This window comes from Oceanobacter sp. 3_MG-2023, assembly GCF_030688925.1.
In the GTDB taxonomy this organism is placed as follows: Bacteria; Pseudomonadota; Gammaproteobacteria; order Pseudomonadales; family Oceanobacteraceae; genus Oceanobacter.
Window position 1 is genome coordinate 23,219 of record NZ_JAUYVX010000001.1, and the last position, 16,588, is coordinate 39,806.

Consider the following 16,588-nt stretch of genomic DNA (forward strand, 5'->3'; position numbering starts at 1 on the left):
GGTCTTACTGGTTGTTGGCTTCCAGAGCGGCGCCAATCAGGTCTGGACCAATTTCGTCGGCAAACATGTTCCAGACAGGTTTCATGGCATCAACCCACTGTTGACGCTCGGCATCTGTCAGGGTCAGTACGGTTGTTTTGCCGGAATCGATGATTTTTTGACGATCTTCAGCATCTTTTTGCAGGGCAATGGTGTTGCCGTATGCGATGGATTCATCCATGGCGGCTTTCAGCTTGGCGCGAACGTCGTCAGACAGGCCGTACCAGAATTCGGCAGAAGTCACGACCATGTAGTCGAGCAGACCATGGTTGGTTTCGGTAGCGTATTTTTGAACTTCAAAGAATTTCTTTGAATAGGTGTTGGACCAGGTGTTTTCCTGACCATCAATGGCTTTGGTTTGCAGCAGGGTAAATACTTCAGAGAACGGCTTTTTCAGCGGAATTGCTTGTACGGCTTCAAACTGAGCCTGCAATACATCGGATGTCATGATGCGGTATTTCTGACCGGCAATGTCCGCAGGCACACGGATCGGGTTGCTATCGGTCAGCTGTTTCATGCCGTTGTGCAGGTAGCCCAGACCAACCAGCAGTTTGCTTTCCATGGATTTCAGCAGTTTCTGACCTTCAGGGCCTTTTTGAAAGCGATCAACAGCGTTGATGTCTTTGAACAGGAAAGGCAGGTCGAAAATTTGCAGTTGGTCGGTGTACTTCTGGAACTTGGACAAGGCTGGCGCAGCGATTTCAACATCACCCAGCTGCATGGCTTGCAGGACGCTGGAGTCAGTGAACAGCTGTGAGTTAGGGTATACCTTGACTTCAACCTGACCTGGTAAAGCCGATTCAGCCAGCTCCTTGAATTTCAGGGCCATTTGGCCTTTGGGCGTATTTTCTGCCACGACGTGGGAAAACTTGATTTCAATCGGCGCGGCGGCGGCCTGATTAAACGTTACCAGGCTGGCGCAAGCCAGAATAGTGGCGACTAAGGTTTTCATGGACGATCCTCACTCTTAATTTTTATTGGTGTATTGGATGTTGAATATTCTGGAAATGTCCTGGAATAAGTGTGTGACCAGAACGATTTCATTAGGGTGGGAGGGTAAGCAACCAGTATGCCAATCAATTGGTCTGAATGGGGATGTTAGCCGTTTGGCTAATGCCTCTGCCTTGCGGTAGCTATCGTTGAGCGAATGCTTAAAATGCCGTTGCTGCGGGGCTTGTACTGGCTCAACCCGGTATTTTGCGGGGCTGGGCTAAGGCTCCAGGAGCTGGTCCGTCACCTGCTGTGGCCATGACGGGCGGTGCGCCAGAGTAAATGTCCGGTCTGTTTTTTATTTTTAAGGGTGTTTTTATGCACGTTGAATATATCAAATGGGTGGAATGCCACCCATGATATCGGCGTTTGATCATGACTCGAAAGATGAGCCGCTACATCTGGTACATGAAGGTGAGCGGCGTTCCATGACTTTTTTGTTGACGGCGTTGCTATTGGGCTGGGTGATCAGTGTGGTGCTGGTGATTGCTGCGGTCTGGCAGGTGCAGGAGGAAGAAGCGCTGGAGGAGCTGGCGGCAGACGCGACGGTAATGGCAGGCAGTATCAGTCAGCGCTTGCAGCAATACAGTGGCATCGCTGATGCCGTGTCGAATTTGCGCACGCTGAAAACCGTGCTGGGTGCGCCGGTTCCTGCTGGGCTGGATAAATTGAACCGGTTTCTGCAGCAAACCAATCGCAGCCTGGGCAGCGATACCCTGTTTGTTCTGGGTCTGGATGGCGAGGTTATTGGCGCGAGCAATTACGGCACCGAGAACAGCTCTGTTGGGCATAACTTTGCCTTTCGGCCTTATTTTCAACAGGCGGCACTGGGGGAAAGCGTCAGTTATTACGCCGTGGGTATGATTACCAAAGGCCGCGGCTATTATTTTGCCGCGCCGATTCGCAGAGAGGGTAAGGTCCTGGGAGTGGTGGTGGTGCATGTTCTGCTGGAGTCGGTGTTTGAGCGTCTGGCTGCCGGGCAGAATGACTTTTTGCTGGTGGGCTACGACTCGATTATTTTTGCTTCTTCGAACCCGGATTGGCAAATGCGCAGTCTGCAGCGCTTGCCAGAAGCACAGCGCGAGGCGATCCGGCAGTCGCGCCGGTATGGTGATTATTCGCTGTCTCCCATCGCCAATCATTCTGACCGTACGCCCGATGTCTTTAACGATACCTATGTTCAACTGGCTTCCGGGGGTGTGGTGCAGCGTTATCTGGTAGGGCGGGCGCTGGTGCGGCAAGCCGGTTGGCATGTATTTGCCCTGATGCCGCGGGTGGCGTTGCTGCAGCGTATCTTGCAGTTCTGTGTTTATTATACGCTGGTGTACGGCTTGCTGGTTCTGTTCTGGTTGTATTGGCGCAAGCGCACCGAGGTGCAGCGACATGTCAACAGTATGAATATGGAGCTGGAGCGGCGGGTGTCGTCGCTGACGTCAGAATTGACCGAGTCCAATACCGAGCTGCAGCAACTGGTGGCGCATTACCAGCGTACCCAGAGTGAACTGGAAGCGACCCAGGATCAGCTGATCCAGACAGCCAAGCTGGCGGTATTGGGGGAGTTGTCGGCCGGTATCAATCATGAGCTTAATCAGCCGCTGCTGGCCTTGCAGACGTATGCCGAAAACAGTCAGAAATTGCTGGCCCGGGAGCGTTTTGGGCTGGTGGCTGATAACTTACATGAAATCCTGCAGATTACCGATTCCATGCACGCCATTGTGTCGCGCTTCAAGGTGTTTGCGCGGCGCTCGCCGCCGGACCCCCGGCTGGTGGATGTTAATGAAATCATCTCGGCGGCGCTGATGATCATGAAACCTCTGTTAAGGAAGGCTGGTGTGGGTATTGGGGTGGAATTACCCCCAAATGGGCAAATGATCCTGTGTGAGCCGGTGCAGATCCAGCAGGTATTGATCAATTTGTTAACCAATGCGTCGGAGGCCATGGAAGGCATCGACGACGCCAGGGTTCTGGTTCGGGTAGAAGATTGTGATGGCCAGATCCGTATTCTGGTGATCGACAATGGCCCGGGGATTGCTAAAGAGCTGCAAAGCAAGATATTTCAGCCTTTTTTTACCACCAAGAGCAAAGGGTTGGGAATCGGTTTGGCATTGTCACGGCGGATTCTGGAAACCCTGTCGGGCAGTCTGGTCGCCGAGTCTGATACCCATGGCGGAACGGTTTTTGTGATGACGCTGCGCAAACATAAGGGAGTGGATGAATGATCGAAGTCTTGGTCGTTGATGATGAAGAAGGCGTGCGCAAGGCGCTGGCTCAAACATTGGAAATCGAAGGGTTTGAGGTGATCACCGCCGCCAACGGCAAAGAAGCGTTGGCGCACGTCACAGGAGACTGGTCGGGCGTGGTGATCACAGACATTAATATGCCAGTGATGGATGGCATGGAATTGATGCATGAAATCCGTCTGGTGGATGCCGATATGCCGGTCATCCTGCTAACCGGCCATGGTGATGTGTCGATTGCGGTAGAAGCCATGCGTCAGGGGGCGTATGACTTTCTGGAGAAGCCGTTTTCAACCGACCATCTGCTGGAGACGGTGCAGCGCGCCCACGAAAAACGCCTGCTGACCCTGGAAAACCGCAAACTGCGTGAAGAAGTCGAAGTGCAGTCGCGGCCGGGGCCTCGCATTATCGGTAATCATATCGATATGAAAAAGCTGCGCGACACCCTGAATCATATTAAAGATACACCGGCGGACGTGCTGATTAATGGTGATACCGGCTGCGGCAAGGAGTTGGTTGCGCGTTATCTGCATACCCATAGCAAGCGCAGCGACAAGGCCTTTGTGGCGATTAACTGCGGTGCGATTCCGGAAAGCCTGATTGAAAGCGAGCTGTTTGGTCATGAGGCCGGAGCCTTTACCGGAGCCGGGAAAAAGCGCGTAGGTAAATTCCAGTACGCAAATGGCGGGACGCTGTTTCTGGACGAAATTGAAAGTATGCCGATGGTGCTGCAGATCAAGATGTTGCGGGTGCTGGAAGAACGCAAGGTCGAGCCTCTGGGGGGGAATCAGCAGATTGATCTGGACGTTCGTGTGGTGGCGGCGACCAAGGTTGATCTGAAGGAAATGAGTGATCGGGGAGAGTTTCGGCTCGATCTGTATTACCGCCTGAATATGGTTCAGGTGCATATTCCGCCGCTGCGCGACCGGCGTGAAGATGTTCCTGTGTTGTTTGAGCATTTTGTCTGGGCGGCCGCTAACCGCTACGGCTCGGAAGTGAATGCCCTGACGGCGGGTCAACGGCAGAACCTGCTGGCCCATGACTGGCCCGGTAACGTGCGTGAGCTACGTAATCTGGCGGAGTGTTTTGTGCTGCTGGGTGGCGAACGGGCGTTCGATAGCTTGTTGAAGTCTGGCGGGACGGCAGGAAGAATTTCGCTGTCGGAGCAAGTCAGTCGTTACGAAGAAATGCTGTTGCGGGAAATCCTCTCACGCCATCAGGGACGACTGAAAGACGCCCAGGAAGAGATGGGGCTGGGGCGCAAGACCCTGTATGAAAAAATGAAAAAATTTGGTTTGGACAAGGAAATGTTCAAGCAGGCAGGGGATGACTAATACCCAAATGACGCTTCGGATGGGTGATTTTCCACCCATTTTTGGAGGTAAATGGCTCTCGGTTGAAAACACTGGACGGCTTTTTGGCTGAATTTATCCGGGCACTCCCGTGTCCGGGGCAGAAATCTCCTCTTCGCTATTTTTTTGCCATTTAACCGGTCCTGCGGCCAATGCCGCGTTAAAAGTCAGGGTTTATCCTTGATGCAGCCACGTTGTTGTGGTCCTGGGTTCGGTCTGGTTCTCGTTTGTTGCAAAAACCCTCGCAATATCGCGCTATTGATTTATTTATTGGCATAGCTATTGCTGATGCCGTGGAGATAACAATACGTACGATTTTCCCGCAGGCCACCTCGGCCGAAAACAATAAAAGGAGAACAGATGGTGAAGTTTATCAATCGTCTGGAAGATATATTGATTGGCTCATTGCTGGTCTGTATTACCTTGCTGGTGTTTGCTGAAGTGGTTATGCGCTTTGGTTTCAGTACCGGTATTCATTGGGCTCAGGAAACGACGCTGTTTATGTCGGCCTGGATGGTATTGCTGGGGGCTGCCTGGGCAGTACGAGAACGTTCCCATATTTGTGTTGATGCTCTGCTGGAACGATTTTCTGCCAATACCCGTAAGTGGGTAATGTTGTTCTCCATTGCTGTCGCGCTGGTTTATTGCGCTTTGTTTTTACAAAGTTCCTGGGTGTATGTCTCCAAGTTACATCTGATCGGTATCGAGCTGGAAGATATTCCTATTCCCAAGTGGACCGTGGTGTCTGGTCTGCTGGTCGGGTTCAGTCTGCTGGCTCTGCGTTTGGTTGAGCTGGGCGTGGCCGTCTGGAAAGGCGAGGCCAATGGTTTCCATGAACACCGGGAATCACTGCTGCATGAAGATGGCTGTGATGAAGCAGAGGAGAAAGCATAATGGTCGCGTTAACCCTGTTCTTGTTGTTGTTTGTCGGTATGGCGCTGGGCTTGCCGATTGCTGTGGCGCTGGGCTTCTCTTCCATGACCGCCATTTTGCTGTTTACCAATGATTCCATGGCGTCGATTGCGCTCAAGCTGTTTGAAGCAGTTTCTGAGCACTACACCTTACTGGCGATTCCGTTCTTTATCCTGTCGTCTTCTTTTTTGTCATCTGGTGGGGTTGCCCGTCGTTTGATTGATTTCGCTACGGCGGCGATTGGTCACGTTCGTGGTGGTCTGGCGATGGCGTCAGTACTGGCCTGTATGCTGTTTGCCGCGGTATCCGGTTCTTCCCCGGCGACAGTAGCCGCGGTAGGTTCGATTGTTTTGGTCGGTATGGTGCGTGCAGGTTATCCGTTGTCGTTTGCAGCAGGTGCGATTTCTACTGCTGGTACATTGGGTATTCTGATTCCGCCATCGATTGTGATGCTGGTGTACTCTGCGGCGACAGAAGTGTCGGCCTCTCGTATGTTTATGGCGGGTTTTGTACCGGGCATTCTGATTGGTCTGATTCTGATGGTGACTATTTATATTGTTGCCCGGCGTAAAAACTTGCCTGCTGAACCCTTTGTTGGTTTTACCGCCATTCTGACAGCAGCGTGGAGCGCATCCGGCGGTCTGATGCTGATTATCCTGGTACTCGGGTCCATTTACGCGGGTGTGGCTTCACCAACCGAAGCGGCGGCTGTAGCGGCAGTGTATGGTTTCCTGGTGGCTATTTGGGGATACCGGGATATTGGCCCTCTGAAAGGTCAGCCCTGGCATAAGGACGGTGAAAATACCGTGGCGATGCTGGCGCGTAATATGGTGTTGTTACCGGTAGGTATCTTCCGTTCGGTTTATCACCCGGAAGTGGGTGGGATTGTTCGTGATGCTGCTCGGGTGTCCATTACGCTGCTGTTTATTATTGCCAATGCCATGTTGTTTGCTCACGTTCTGACTTCTGAGCAGATTCCTCATCAGTTGGCGGCAACAATTACCGATTGGGGGCTGCCAGCCTGGGGCTTCCTGATTGTGATGAACATCTTATTGCTGATGGCGGGTAACTTTATGGAGCCGTCTGCGATTCTGCTGATCATGGCGCCGATTCTGCTGCCAATTGCCTTGCAGCTGGGTATTGACCCGATTCACCTCGGTATCATCATGGTGGTGAATATGGAGCTGGGGATGCTGACACCGCCGGTGGGGCTGAACCTGTTTGTAACAGCGGGTATTACCGGCAAGAGCATTGGCTGGGCGATCAAGGCCTGTGCGCCATGGTTGCTGCTGATGCTGGTGTGCCTGATTGCGATTACCTTTATACCGGAAATCAGCTTGTGGTTACCTAACTATCTGGATGGTCTCTAACGCCAGAGAGTGGGTGTGTTGCCGGGTGGTGAACCCTCCCGGGCAACGCCTTTTTTGTTGATACTCTACGATTTGCAACAGCGACTTTTGCCCGGCTCTGCCGGGCTTTTTTTATGCTGCTACCAGACAGGGCAAGAAGGCTGAAGATGGCTGGTAGCAGAAGGGTCTTTACAGCATAAAGCTGAACGTACCGGATTCGGTTCGATGGCAGCTGTCATTGTTTCCGCCAATGGTGATGACGGTATCGTCTTCCATGCTGTAAGTGGCGGAGACGATGGCGTTGTCGTCATTGCGCTCCAGCTCGGCATCCAGATTGCCGTCACTATCGTATAGATAAACGATGCCGTTGATGGTCTGCTGGTACTCTTCGTCAATTGCGATGGTGACGCTGTCGCCATCCAGACTCATGCTATAGCTGTCGGACCCGGGCCAGCGCATGGTGGCTTCATCAAAGTTGATGATAAACAGATCACTGTAGCTGCCATCGCTAGTGCCGGAGTCGCAGGTCAGGGTGTAGTTGCTGGAACTCAGGGCCAGATAGTCATTGTCATCAAGGGACATCAGAGCCCGGCTTGGTTCGGCGACGGTCAGGGTGTAGCTGCCAGTGATGATAGCCTCAATTTCAATGACATAGTCGCTGTTAGCACTGACGTCAATCAGGATGGCTTCGGTGGATGTAATGTAGCTGGAATTATCAATCAGCTCGTCATCGGCGTATACCAGCAGATCCAAATTGGAGTCGGTCGAGCCATCCAGCAGTATCATCACCCAGCCATCGGCTGCTGCGGTGTAGGTATAGAGGTCGGTTTCATCGGTGCTGCTGAGGTTGCCTTCGACGTATTGGTTAATGCTCAGGCTGTCGCTGCCCTCGGTCAGTGTGACACTGGTATCGCTTAATAGGGGGGAGACTTGGTATTCGGTGTTGGGGTTTGAGTCTGAGTCGTCGTCACTACCACAACCGATTAATGATATGGACAGCGCCAGTGTGGTTAGGCTTGTGGTGATGAGGGAAGGTTTGCTACCGGTCATGTGGTCGTCTCCTTATGAGGCGTGTTGAATTATGGATACGCTAACTACAACGGAGATGTTACTAATCGGTTGACAAAGCGATGGCAGCTTGGGGAATCCCGGCCTGCTATCTGGTGAGACAGGTGTTGTTGGCCAGTAAACCACTGCTTTGGGGTTGTTAATAATTGGCCTGGAAATTGCCGAGAAGTTTTGGCAGAGATGTTGATTGTGGTAATGTCCTTCCTCCAGGCACTGCCAACCGTGTTTCTGTGCAGGGAGCCGAGCCAGGTATCGCTATCGCTATTGGAGCGCACTGTCTGTTGTGGACGCCTGGCATAACACAAAGGAGTTAATACCGTGATTGAGCAGATGTTTGAACGTCTTATCTATGCATCACGCTGGATTCAGGCACCGATTTATTTGGGGTTGAGTCTGGCGCTGGTGGCTCTGGCCATCAAGTTTTTTGCTGAGCTGGTGCATTTGCTGCCGCATATTCTTGAAGTCAGTGAAACCGATATGGTGCTGGTGTTGCTGTCATTGGTGGATATGGCCTTGGTGGGTGGGTTGATCGTGATGGTGATGTTTTCCGGTTATGAAAATTTTGTCTCGCGTATGGATCTGGATGAAGGCGCGGAAAAACTGGATTGGCTGGGCAAGCTGGATACCGGTTCCTTAAAAAACAAGGTGGCTGCTTCCATTGTTGCAATTTCCTCGATTCATCTGCTTAAAGTGTTTATGAATGCCGAGAATATCAATAATGACAAATTGCTCTGGTATGTGGTGATCCATCTCACGTTTGTATCGTCGGCGGTGGCGATGGGGATGCTCGACAAGATTACTCGCAAGGCTCACTAAGGCTTTCAGCCCACGCCTGTCTCATACCTGTGTTGTTTCCTGACGCCATCCTGAGTGGTGTCGGGAACTGCCCACCGGTATTTTTATTCCTCTGTTTTCCGGATATCTATGAACGAGTGGATCAAGCAGTTTGTGCTGTTGTGGTCGGTGATCGATCCGATTGGCACCATACCGGTATTTATTGCGGTAACAGCCTCAATAAAGAACCCGGTAATGATTCGGCGTATCGCGTACAAGGCCATTACGATTGCGGCCTTGGTAATGCTGTTTTTTGTGATGATGGGCGAAATGCTGCTGGATGCGATGGGCATTCCTCTGGAGGCGTTTCAGGTGGCCGGTGGCCTGGTTTTGTTTCTGTTTGCTTTGTCGATGATTTTTGGTGAAAGCAAGCCGGAGGAAGAAATCAGTATGGTCGCCAAGGGAATGCAAACGGCGGTTTTCCCGCTGGCGATTCCTTCGGTTGCGTCTCCTGGAGCGATGATGGCCGCGGTGTTGCTAACGGATAATCATCGCTTTTCCTTCGTTCACCAGATAGGCACCAGTATGGTGATTCTTTCGGTGCTGATGATTACCCTGGTGTTTATGCTGCTTGCCAGTCGGATTCTGAAAATCATAGGCGAAGGCGGGGCCAGTGTGATCAGCCGGGTGATGGGGTTGATTCTGGCGGCTGTTGCGGTTAATTCCGTGTTGGCCGGTATCCAGATTTATTTTGGTCTTGAGCGCTTTTCATCCTGATTGGCTGTGGCCCTTATGCTTGATGAATGTAGGGCTCGGTGGCTGTCGGGTCGGCCAGATGGTCGAATTCCGGGGTGCGCTCTGCCCGCAAGGCGACCCATCCGGCAACGTCTTCACGCCATTCTTCCATTGGTCTTAAACGCGGCGCTGCCAGCAATTTGGCTTCGGTTCCTTTGTTGGTAAAAACCAGAATATGCTCAACTTTGTAGGCTTGCAGGCTCATGGTGGCGTTTGCTCGTTATCAGACAGGGGGCTGGGTGGCGAAGTGTGCGATGTCGTTGGCAGCTCGTCAAAGGCATTTTCACGGAATGGCAGTAAAGTGATGGCTTGCTGCTGATAGGCCAGTATCTGGGGCGTTTCCTGGTCAATAAAATTAGCTACAGCGGCCTGGAAGTCGGGGTGCTGTAACTGGTGCAGGCTGGAGGTGATCACCGGCTCAAAGCCACGACTGATTTTGTGTTCGCCCTGGGTACCGGGATCAAAATGATCTAACCCCTGTTCGAGGCAAAACTCGATGCCCTGGTAATAGCAGGCTTCGAAGTGAAGTCCGTCTATTTCCTTTACGCATCCCCAGTAACGACCGTACAGGGTGTGGTCATCAAAAAAATACAGGGCGCTGGCCAGGTGTTGTCCATCATGGCTGGCTTCGACCAGCATCATTTGCTGGTTCATGGTGGCTGCCAGCTGTAAGAAAAAGGCATTGTTCAGATAACCCTGCTGGCCGCGTTTCCGGTACGTCAGCTGATAACACCGATAAAACCGCTTTATGGCGGCGGGTGTCAGCTGTTCCCCTGTCAGGCGACAGAGCTGGATATTCATATCGCTCAGGCGCTGCCGTTCCTTGCGCACACTTTTCCGTTTGCGACTGGTAAAAAAGCTGAGGAAATGGTCGAAGCTGCTGTATTGGCGATTAAACCAATGGAATTGGCAAGCCCGCCGGATTAACAACCCCTGTGATTCACTGAGAGTGGCCAGTTCGGCCAGGTCGCTGGCATTGGGGAAATTCAGATGCCAACCGGACATTTCCTGATCGCGGGTATGGTGCTGCAGTGCCTGTATCGCGGATTGCCAGGGAGGGGCTGAGTCGTGGTGACGATAAAGTAGACGTGGGCCGGTTGCCGGGGTGAAGGGGGCGGCGCATAACAGCTTGGGGTAATAACGAAAACCGTGGTGTTGATAGGCATCGGCCCAGCTCCAGTCAAAGACGTATTCGCCATAGCTGTGTTGCTTGCGGAACAGTGGCAAGATCCAGTCTGTCTGGCCGTTGTGGTCTTGGTGCAGCAAATATTCCGGCTGCCAACCGGAATCGTCACCCATGCAGCGGCTGTCTTCCAGTGCTTGCAAAAAAGCGTAGTGCAAAAAAGGGTAGCGCCCTGGTAGCAAGGCTTGCCAGTCGTTTGCCGGGATGTCGGCTATCTGCGATATAACTTGAAATGTCGCCATGAATCAGTGACCTGAGTGTGGAGATTGCCTACTATGAAGATAAAATGTAAGAAGATAAATGCTTGCCCGGGCGGTGGGCGCTTCAGACTGATCGGTTTGCTGATGGTTTGGAAACGCTGCTGACCGAACGTCAAGAACAAGGAGAAAGTACTATGTTTTCCCTCGATAGCCGCCTTCAGGCTGATACCGTATTTGTTGGACGCCTGCCATTGTGTCAGGTGTTGCTGATGAACGACAGTCGTTACCCCTGGGTGATTCTGGTGCCTTTGCGCAAAGATGCCAGAGAGTATTTCCATTTGTCGGTTGCCGATCAGACCCAGATGATGCTGGAGTCTGCCTGGGTGGCCGAAAAAATGGCCGATCATTATGGGGCCAAATCCATGAACGTTGCGGAGCTGGGTAATGTGGTGCCACAGTTACACGTACACCATGTGGTACGTAATGAAAACGATCCTGCCTGGCCCGGCCCGGTATGGGGTCACAGCCCCGCTGTCCCTTATGGTGTGGATGCGCTGGAGCAACGGGTGCATGAATTGAAAGACTTGTTATCCAGTCATTTTATTGAAGATATGACGGGCGAAGATGATATTGAAAATAACATCTACTGGTAACGGATAAGGGAGAGGCTGTTATGATCGTGTTACGACGTTATATGAATAACAATCTGCGTAATTACAACTACCTGATCGGGTGCGAAGAGACGCGTCAGGCGATTGCCGTGGATCCGCTGGGTGCCGATGAGATGCTGGCACTGGCAGAGGCGCAAGGGTATGAGATCAAGCTGATTCTTAATACCCATGAGCATCACGATCATATCGACGGCAACCCGCGGGTTCAGCAAGTCACAGGGGCGGCTATCTGGGCGCATAAGAACGCGGCGGATCGTATCCCGAATGTAGCTCGTTGGCTGGTGGCCGGTGATGTGGTTGAGTTGGGCACAATTCGTTTGCGGGTGTTGTTTACTCCGGGTCACACCATGGCGCATTTGTGTTTGCTGAGTGACGATGGTGGGCCGGATGGCCAGCCGCTACTGTTTTCTGGTGACACCCTGTTTAATGCCTGTGCTGGCAACTGCAGCCGGGGTGGGGATGTGGACACCATGTACGATACTTTTGTGTCGCAATTCCAGCCGTTGCCGGATGACACCCTGATGTATCCGGGTCATGACTATATGAAAAACAACCTCGGTTTTGCGTTGAGTCGTGAGCCGGATAATGACATGGCCCAGTACTGGCTGGATCAGGTGGCTGCATTTTCCGCCGAAGAGATGCCGGTGATGACACTGGGGCAGGAGCGTACTTATAACCCGTTTTTGCGTTTGCATCAGCCGCAAATCCGGGCGCAATTACAGGTGCAGTTTCCTGAGATGGAGGTCGCCGCGGCGGACCGGGATGTTTTCCGCGCTTTGCGTGCTCTCAGGGATGCGTGGTGACTAGTCAGTTATTTATTTTTTCTGGGTGTTTAACAGGGAAGATATGTGTTAGGTATACCAAACTAGTGTCGGGACGGTTTTTACGATCTAGGTAAGTATCTGAGCGCTGACAGTCTATTACTCAACTTTCATTGTAAGTGTCCTTTCATTGTAAGTGTCATTATTTGAACCATTATTTGACTGCTACAGATCGGATAGTTGACTGAAGTATAAACAAAACATTACAATTGATTGCAAAATTTAGGACCCTCAAAAAGAGAAATTTCAATGGGATTGGGTATAAGAGTCACGCTTAAAAGAATATTAGGAATGGAATCTAATATTAGCCAAAAAAAAGTAGTCGAATGCAGTGATGCTGCAGAAGTGCCTGGTCAGGAAAAAGTAGTTGAATCTGGTGGCGATGTAGAAGTGCCAGATCAGGCAAAAGTTGTCGAATCTGGTGGCGATGTAGATGTAGAAGTGCCAGAGCAGGAAAAAGTTGTCGAATCTGGTGGCGATGTAGATGTAGAAGTGCCAGACCAGGAAAAAGTTGTCGAATCTGGTGGTGCTGCAGAAGTGCCTGGTCAGGAAAAAGTTGTCGAATCCAGTAGTGCTGCAGAAGTGCCAGATCAGGAAAAAGTTGTCGAATCTGGTGGTGCTGCAGAAGTGCCAGACCAGGAAAAAGTTGTCGAATCAAGTGATGTTATAAGGATATCCACGTTGCCTAATGAAATAACTGCTTATTATAATGTTATAAAAGAATCAGGTTTGCTTGAGGAAGATTATTATATTTCAGCTTATGGTGATTGCGCCCCTTATGAAGATGCTGTTCTTCATTACCTGATGGAAGGGGCAAGTAAATACTATAATCCATCCCAATACTTTTCAACAACATATTATTTAGCTAGTAATGCTGATGTTAAAAATAGTGGTGTTAACCCTTTGTATCACTATATATGTTATGGAGAAAAAGAAGGAAGGGCGCCCAATGCCTTTTTTTCCCCTAGTGCTTACCTTAGATTGAATCCGGATTTGGAAAGTTTTGGTCAAACACTGCTGCTCCATTATCATCTTTACGGGCGTAAGGAAGGACGATTCTACTCAGACTCTGTCAGTGTTTCTAAGAAGGCCGCAAGTCCATATGATGAATGGATAAACAAACATGAGTCAGAGCCTTTTCAATATATTGTTAAAGAACAGCGATCTTTTGCTATCCAGCCGCTCATTTCAATTGTAGTGCCTGTATATAATCCGGATAGAGAGTTTTTGGCGGCCTGTATTGAGTCTGTTATGGCTCAGTCTTATGAGAACTGGGAGCTGTGTTTGGCAGATGATCAATCTACCAAGCCACATGTACGAGAAGTACTGGAAAGCTATCAAACAATAGATTCTCGTATCAAGGTAGTATTTCGCGAAAAAAATGGTCATATATCTGCAGCCAGTAATAGTGCTCTTGAAGTAGCAACTGGCGAATGGACAGCTCTTTTGGATCACGATGATTTACTACAACAGCATGCGTTATTTTATGTCGTAAAAGCTTTGAATGATAATGAGAATGTATCTTTTGTCTACAGTGATGAAGACAAGGTTGATGAAGCTGGTAATCGTATTGACCCTCATTTTAAATCCGATTGGAATCCGGATTTACTCTATGGTCAAAACTACGTGTCTCACCTGGGTGTATATCAAACGGATATAATTAAGCGGATCGGTGGTTTTCGAGTTGGCTATGAAGGTAGCCAGGATTACGATTTGTTATTGCGGTATTCTCGAGAGATTGACCAAAAGAATATTGTACATATTCCACGAGTCCTTTATCACTGGCGTATACTGGAAGGCTCTACGGCTATGGGCTCTGATGAAAAGCCCTACACTACCGATGCAGGAATAAAAGCACTGGAGGATCACTTTGCCGCATTAGGTAAAAATGTGAAGGTTGAAAAAGGTAAGTATGCCAACCTTTATAAGATAAGCTGGCCGTCAGTAGATGAAAATGGCAAGGAACCTTTGGTCTCATTGATTATACCGACCCACAATGGTCGAGATATTACTCAGCAAGCCATTGATTCCATTCTGGAAAAAAGTACTTATAAAAACTTCGAAATTTTATTGGTAGACAATAACTCAAACGATCCAGAGGCTCTGGCTTATTTTGATGAAGTTGGTCAGCATCCAAAAGTGACTCTGCTGAAATACCCTTATCCTTTTAACTACTCGGCGATCAATAACTTTGCAGCCAAAAAAGCAAAAGGCAGTATCATAGGGCTTATTAACAATGACGTAGAGGTTATTACGCCAGATTGGTTAACGGAAATGGTTTCTCATGCTCAGCGGGAAGACATCGGTTGTGTGGGTGCCATGTTGTATTATCATAATGACACGATTCAGCATGCCGGTGTCATTATAGGCTTGGGAGGGGTAGCAGGGCACTCCCATAAACACTTCCCTAGAAATCACGCAGGTTATTTCCGCCGTTTGCAATCAGTGCAAAATTTGACTGCGGTTACTGCTGCCTGTTTGCTTATTCGCAAGAGTGTGTTTGATGAAGTGAATGGTCTCAATGAAAAAGATCTGACCGTTGCTTTTAATGATGTGGACTTTTGTTTGAAAGTGAACAAAGCTGGTTACCGAAACCTTTGGACACCGTATGCTGAGTTGTATCACTACGAGTCTATTAGCCGTGGTGAAGAAGATAATCCAGAAAAACTTGAACGTTTTAGAAAAGAAATTGATTATATGAGAACAACCTGGGAAACAGACGGGTACTTTGATAGATACTACAATCCTCACTTGACCATAGGGCGTGAAGATTTCTCTATAGGTGATTAATCCGGGATTTTGACGGTATTGAAAAATAAAGGGAATAAAGAGCTGACAAATTGAGATTGACAGGTGTTTACCGATCAGTCGGCTATGGGGAGTTCCATGTTTATATGCTTCGCCCTTTACTTATCAGTGATGAGTAGCAGCGCGTGAGGTCTTTTACACTTGGCATTCTCTCCGCCGGGATGGCTGGTGAGCGGCTGTCAGTATTATCAGCAGGTTCGCTAGCCCTATGATGGTAGGCGTTACACTGATTTAGTGTAACGGGTAACCCAACATTGATTGCCACCGTATCTCTGGTTGAAAAGATCAGGGTTTTCCAATGTGTATGAATGTTTTTTGCTGAGCGCTGAGAGACATTGTGTAACACTTTTGGAAGCCTGTTCTGGTTGTGTGTTGTCCAGATTTTGCTGGATGGCTGATGGCTATGGCTACGATGGGTTACTGGTTTTGATATGGGTATGAGTATATCTATATATAACCAAAGTGTAATGTAGAGCTGCCGTGTTGTGGTGTCAAGTATTTCCAGTGTGGAACGAGTGTGCAGACAGCAGAGTAGATTGGGCACAGCCGAGGTGGATTCTGTCAGAAAAGTAAGGTGTCCAGCTGCCGTCTTAATGTCGGGATCGTCTGGGCTTCGAACCAGGGGTTCTTGCTGAGCCAGTGCCGGTTTCTGGGGGATGGGTGGGGCAGCACAAAAAATGGCTCGGGCACATCCTGCCAATGCTTGACTCGCTCTGTCAGGGTTTTGTATTGGCGCAGAAAAGCTTTCGGCAAATAGTAGTTCTGGGCGTATTGGCCAATCAATAATATCAGTTGCAGTTCGGGCATGCGTGCCAGCAGATCTGCATGCCAGCGGGGTGCGCACTCCGCTCTGGGCGGTAAGTCACCACTTTTGCCTTTGCCGGGGTAGCACAAGCCCATCGGCACGATGGCAATCTCCTCCTCGTTATAAAATTGCTCCGGCGTCAGCTGTAACCATTCACGTAAGCGTTTGCCGCTGGCATCATCCCAGGGAATACCGCTGACTTGCACCTTGCTGCCCGGTGCCTGGCCGATGATCAGCAGGCGGGCGCTGGCGCTGATTTGAATTATTGGTCGTGGTGGGCAGGGCAGATGTGCGGCACAGAGCTGGCATTGCCGGACTTGCTGCAGCAAGTCCGGCAGGCTCTGTACTGACAGTGGGGCTGATGGTTCCGGGGTTAATGTCTGGTCGGTACTCATACGTTCCTGTGGATTCTGTCGCGCTGGCGATGTCGGTGTCTGCGTGTTGCTGTGGGTTGTCATATCAATTTCTCCGCAAGATTCCTGCTTGAAGTTGTCTGCCCCGGAGCCGGAGTATTTTGCACCGGGTACTCGGGTAGGAGTGTCGATAGGGCTGAATTCCGTTATAATGCCTGCCTTTTAAAATTT

At 50.2% G+C, this 16,588-nt stretch carries 14 protein-coding genes; 9 read left to right on the forward strand and 5 right to left on the reverse strand.

Going from position 1 to position 16,588, the window contains the following annotated elements; genetic code table 11:
- Positions 1–4 precede the first annotated feature (4 nt).
- Positions 5–991, reverse strand: a complete 987-nt coding sequence (locus Q8W32_RS00115; protein ID WP_305413140.1) for a TRAP transporter substrate-binding protein — start codon at positions 989–991, stop codon at positions 5–7.
- A gap of 394 nt (positions 992–1,385) precedes the next feature.
- Here Q8W32_RS00115 and Q8W32_RS00120 point away from each other — a divergent pair, with 394 nt between their 5' ends.
- The 4 genes from Q8W32_RS00120 (at position 1,386) to Q8W32_RS00135 (ending at position 6,900) form a co-directional block, all read left to right on the forward strand.
- The gene (locus Q8W32_RS00120) at positions 1,386–3,248 is read left to right on the forward strand and encodes an ATP-binding protein (RefSeq protein WP_305413142.1); all 1,863 of its coding nucleotides are present in this window, start codon (positions 1,386–1,388) and stop codon (positions 3,246–3,248) included.
- Positions 3,245–4,600, forward strand: coding sequence for a sigma-54 dependent transcriptional regulator (locus Q8W32_RS00125; RefSeq protein ID WP_303434400.1), 1,356 nt, complete (start codon positions 3,245–3,247; stop codon positions 4,598–4,600). The genes Q8W32_RS00120 and Q8W32_RS00125 overlap by 4 nt, the downstream gene beginning before the upstream one ends.
- Positions 4,601–4,978: 378 nt before the next feature.
- Positions 4,979–5,512, forward strand: a complete 534-nt coding sequence (locus Q8W32_RS00130; RefSeq protein WP_303434401.1) for a TRAP transporter small permease — start codon at positions 4,979–4,981, stop codon at positions 5,510–5,512.
- Positions 5,512–6,900, forward strand: coding sequence for a TRAP transporter large permease (locus Q8W32_RS00135; RefSeq protein WP_303434402.1), 1,389 nt, complete (start codon positions 5,512–5,514; stop codon positions 6,898–6,900). Before Q8W32_RS00130 ends, Q8W32_RS00135 begins: the two co-directional genes overlap by 1 nt.
- A gap of 168 nt (positions 6,901–7,068) precedes the next feature.
- Here Q8W32_RS00135 and Q8W32_RS00140 read toward each other — a convergent pair whose 3' ends face one another.
- The gene (locus Q8W32_RS00140; protein ID WP_305413143.1) at positions 7,069–7,929 is read right to left on the reverse strand and encodes a hypothetical protein; all 861 of its coding nucleotides are present in this window, start codon (positions 7,927–7,929) and stop codon (positions 7,069–7,071) included.
- A 339-nt stretch (positions 7,930–8,268) separates the two neighbouring features.
- On the opposite strand from Q8W32_RS00140, the gene Q8W32_RS00145 reads away from it, so the two are divergent.
- Both Q8W32_RS00145 and Q8W32_RS00150 read left to right on the forward strand, forming a co-directional pair.
- On the forward strand, positions 8,269–8,763 hold the full coding sequence (locus Q8W32_RS00145) for a TIGR00645 family protein (RefSeq protein ID WP_303434428.1): 495 nt from the start codon (positions 8,269–8,271) through the stop codon (positions 8,761–8,763).
- Positions 8,764–8,871: 108 nt separating this feature from the next.
- On the forward strand, positions 8,872–9,498 hold the full coding sequence (locus tag Q8W32_RS00150; protein WP_305413145.1) for a MarC family protein: 627 nt from the start codon (positions 8,872–8,874) through the stop codon (positions 9,496–9,498).
- A 13-nt stretch (positions 9,499–9,511) separates the two neighbouring features.
- On the opposite strand, the gene Q8W32_RS00155 is transcribed toward Q8W32_RS00150, so the two are convergent.
- Both Q8W32_RS00155 and Q8W32_RS00160 read right to left on the reverse strand, forming a co-directional pair.
- Positions 9,512–9,721, reverse strand: a complete 210-nt coding sequence (locus Q8W32_RS00155; protein ID WP_303434405.1) for a hypothetical protein — start codon at positions 9,719–9,721, stop codon at positions 9,512–9,514.
- Positions 9,718–10,941, reverse strand: a complete 1,224-nt coding sequence (locus tag Q8W32_RS00160) for a GNAT family N-acetyltransferase (RefSeq protein WP_305413147.1) — start codon at positions 10,939–10,941, stop codon at positions 9,718–9,720. The genes Q8W32_RS00155 and Q8W32_RS00160 overlap by 4 nt, the downstream gene beginning before the upstream one ends.
- 152 nt (positions 10,942–11,093) lie before the next feature.
- Between Q8W32_RS00160 and Q8W32_RS00165 the strand changes: the two genes are divergently transcribed.
- The 3 genes from Q8W32_RS00165 (at position 11,094) to Q8W32_RS00175 (ending at position 15,181) form a co-directional block, all read left to right on the forward strand.
- Complete coding sequence (locus tag Q8W32_RS00165; protein ID WP_303434407.1) at positions 11,094–11,552, forward strand: HIT domain-containing protein; 459 nt, start codon at positions 11,094–11,096, stop codon at positions 11,550–11,552.
- Between the two features lie 20 nt (positions 11,553–11,572).
- Positions 11,573–12,373, forward strand: coding sequence for a hydroxyacylglutathione hydrolase C-terminal domain-containing protein (locus tag Q8W32_RS00170; RefSeq protein WP_303434408.1), 801 nt, complete (start codon positions 11,573–11,575; stop codon positions 12,371–12,373).
- A 309-nt stretch (positions 12,374–12,682) separates the two neighbouring features.
- Positions 12,683–15,181 carry a glycosyltransferase family 2 protein gene (locus Q8W32_RS00175; protein ID WP_305413148.1) on the forward strand — a complete coding sequence of 833 codons (2,499 nt, stop codon included), beginning with the start codon at positions 12,683–12,685 and terminating at the stop codon, positions 15,179–15,181.
- Positions 15,182–15,760: 579 nt separating this feature from the next.
- Here Q8W32_RS00175 and Q8W32_RS00180 read toward each other — a convergent pair.
- Entirely contained in the window at positions 15,761–16,462 is a 702-nt protein-coding gene (locus Q8W32_RS00180; protein ID WP_305413149.1) for a uracil-DNA glycosylase family protein, read from the reverse strand.
- Positions 16,463–16,588 lie beyond the last annotated feature (126 nt).

Coding starts and splice junctions, on each gene's coding strand:
- Q8W32_RS00150 (WP_305413145.1), top strand. CDS start 8,872: ATGAACGAGTGGATCAAGCAGTTTGTGCTGTTGTGGTCGGTGATCGAT.
- Q8W32_RS00120 (WP_305413142.1), top strand. CDS start 1,386: ATGATATCGGCGTTTGATCATGACTCGAAAGATGAGCCGCTACATCTG.
- Q8W32_RS00135 (WP_303434402.1), top strand. CDS start 5,512: ATGGTCGCGTTAACCCTGTTCTTGTTGTTGTTTGTCGGTATGGCGCTG.
- Q8W32_RS00130 (WP_303434401.1), top strand. CDS start 4,979: ATGGTGAAGTTTATCAATCGTCTGGAAGATATATTGATTGGCTCATTG.
- Q8W32_RS00160 (WP_305413147.1), bottom strand. CDS start 10,941: ATGGCGACATTTCAAGTTATATCGCAGATAGCCGACATCCCGGCAAAC.
- Q8W32_RS00175 (WP_305413148.1), top strand. CDS start 12,683: ATGGAATCTAATATTAGCCAAAAAAAAGTAGTCGAATGCAGTGATGCT.
- Q8W32_RS00180 (WP_305413149.1), bottom strand. CDS start 16,462: ATGACAACCCACAGCAACACGCAGACACCGACATCGCCAGCGCGACAG.
- Q8W32_RS00170 (WP_303434408.1), top strand. CDS start 11,573: ATGATCGTGTTACGACGTTATATGAATAACAATCTGCGTAATTACAAC.
- Q8W32_RS00115 (WP_305413140.1), bottom strand. CDS start 991: ATGAAAACCTTAGTCGCCACTATTCTGGCTTGCGCCAGCCTGGTAACG.
- Q8W32_RS00165 (WP_303434407.1), top strand. CDS start 11,094: ATGTTTTCCCTCGATAGCCGCCTTCAGGCTGATACCGTATTTGTTGGA.
- Q8W32_RS00125 (WP_303434400.1), top strand. CDS start 3,245: ATGATCGAAGTCTTGGTCGTTGATGATGAAGAAGGCGTGCGCAAGGCG.
- Q8W32_RS00140 (WP_305413143.1), bottom strand. CDS start 7,929: ATGACCGGTAGCAAACCTTCCCTCATCACCACAAGCCTAACCACACTG.
- Q8W32_RS00155 (WP_303434405.1), bottom strand. CDS start 9,721: ATGAGCCTGCAAGCCTACAAAGTTGAGCATATTCTGGTTTTTACCAAC.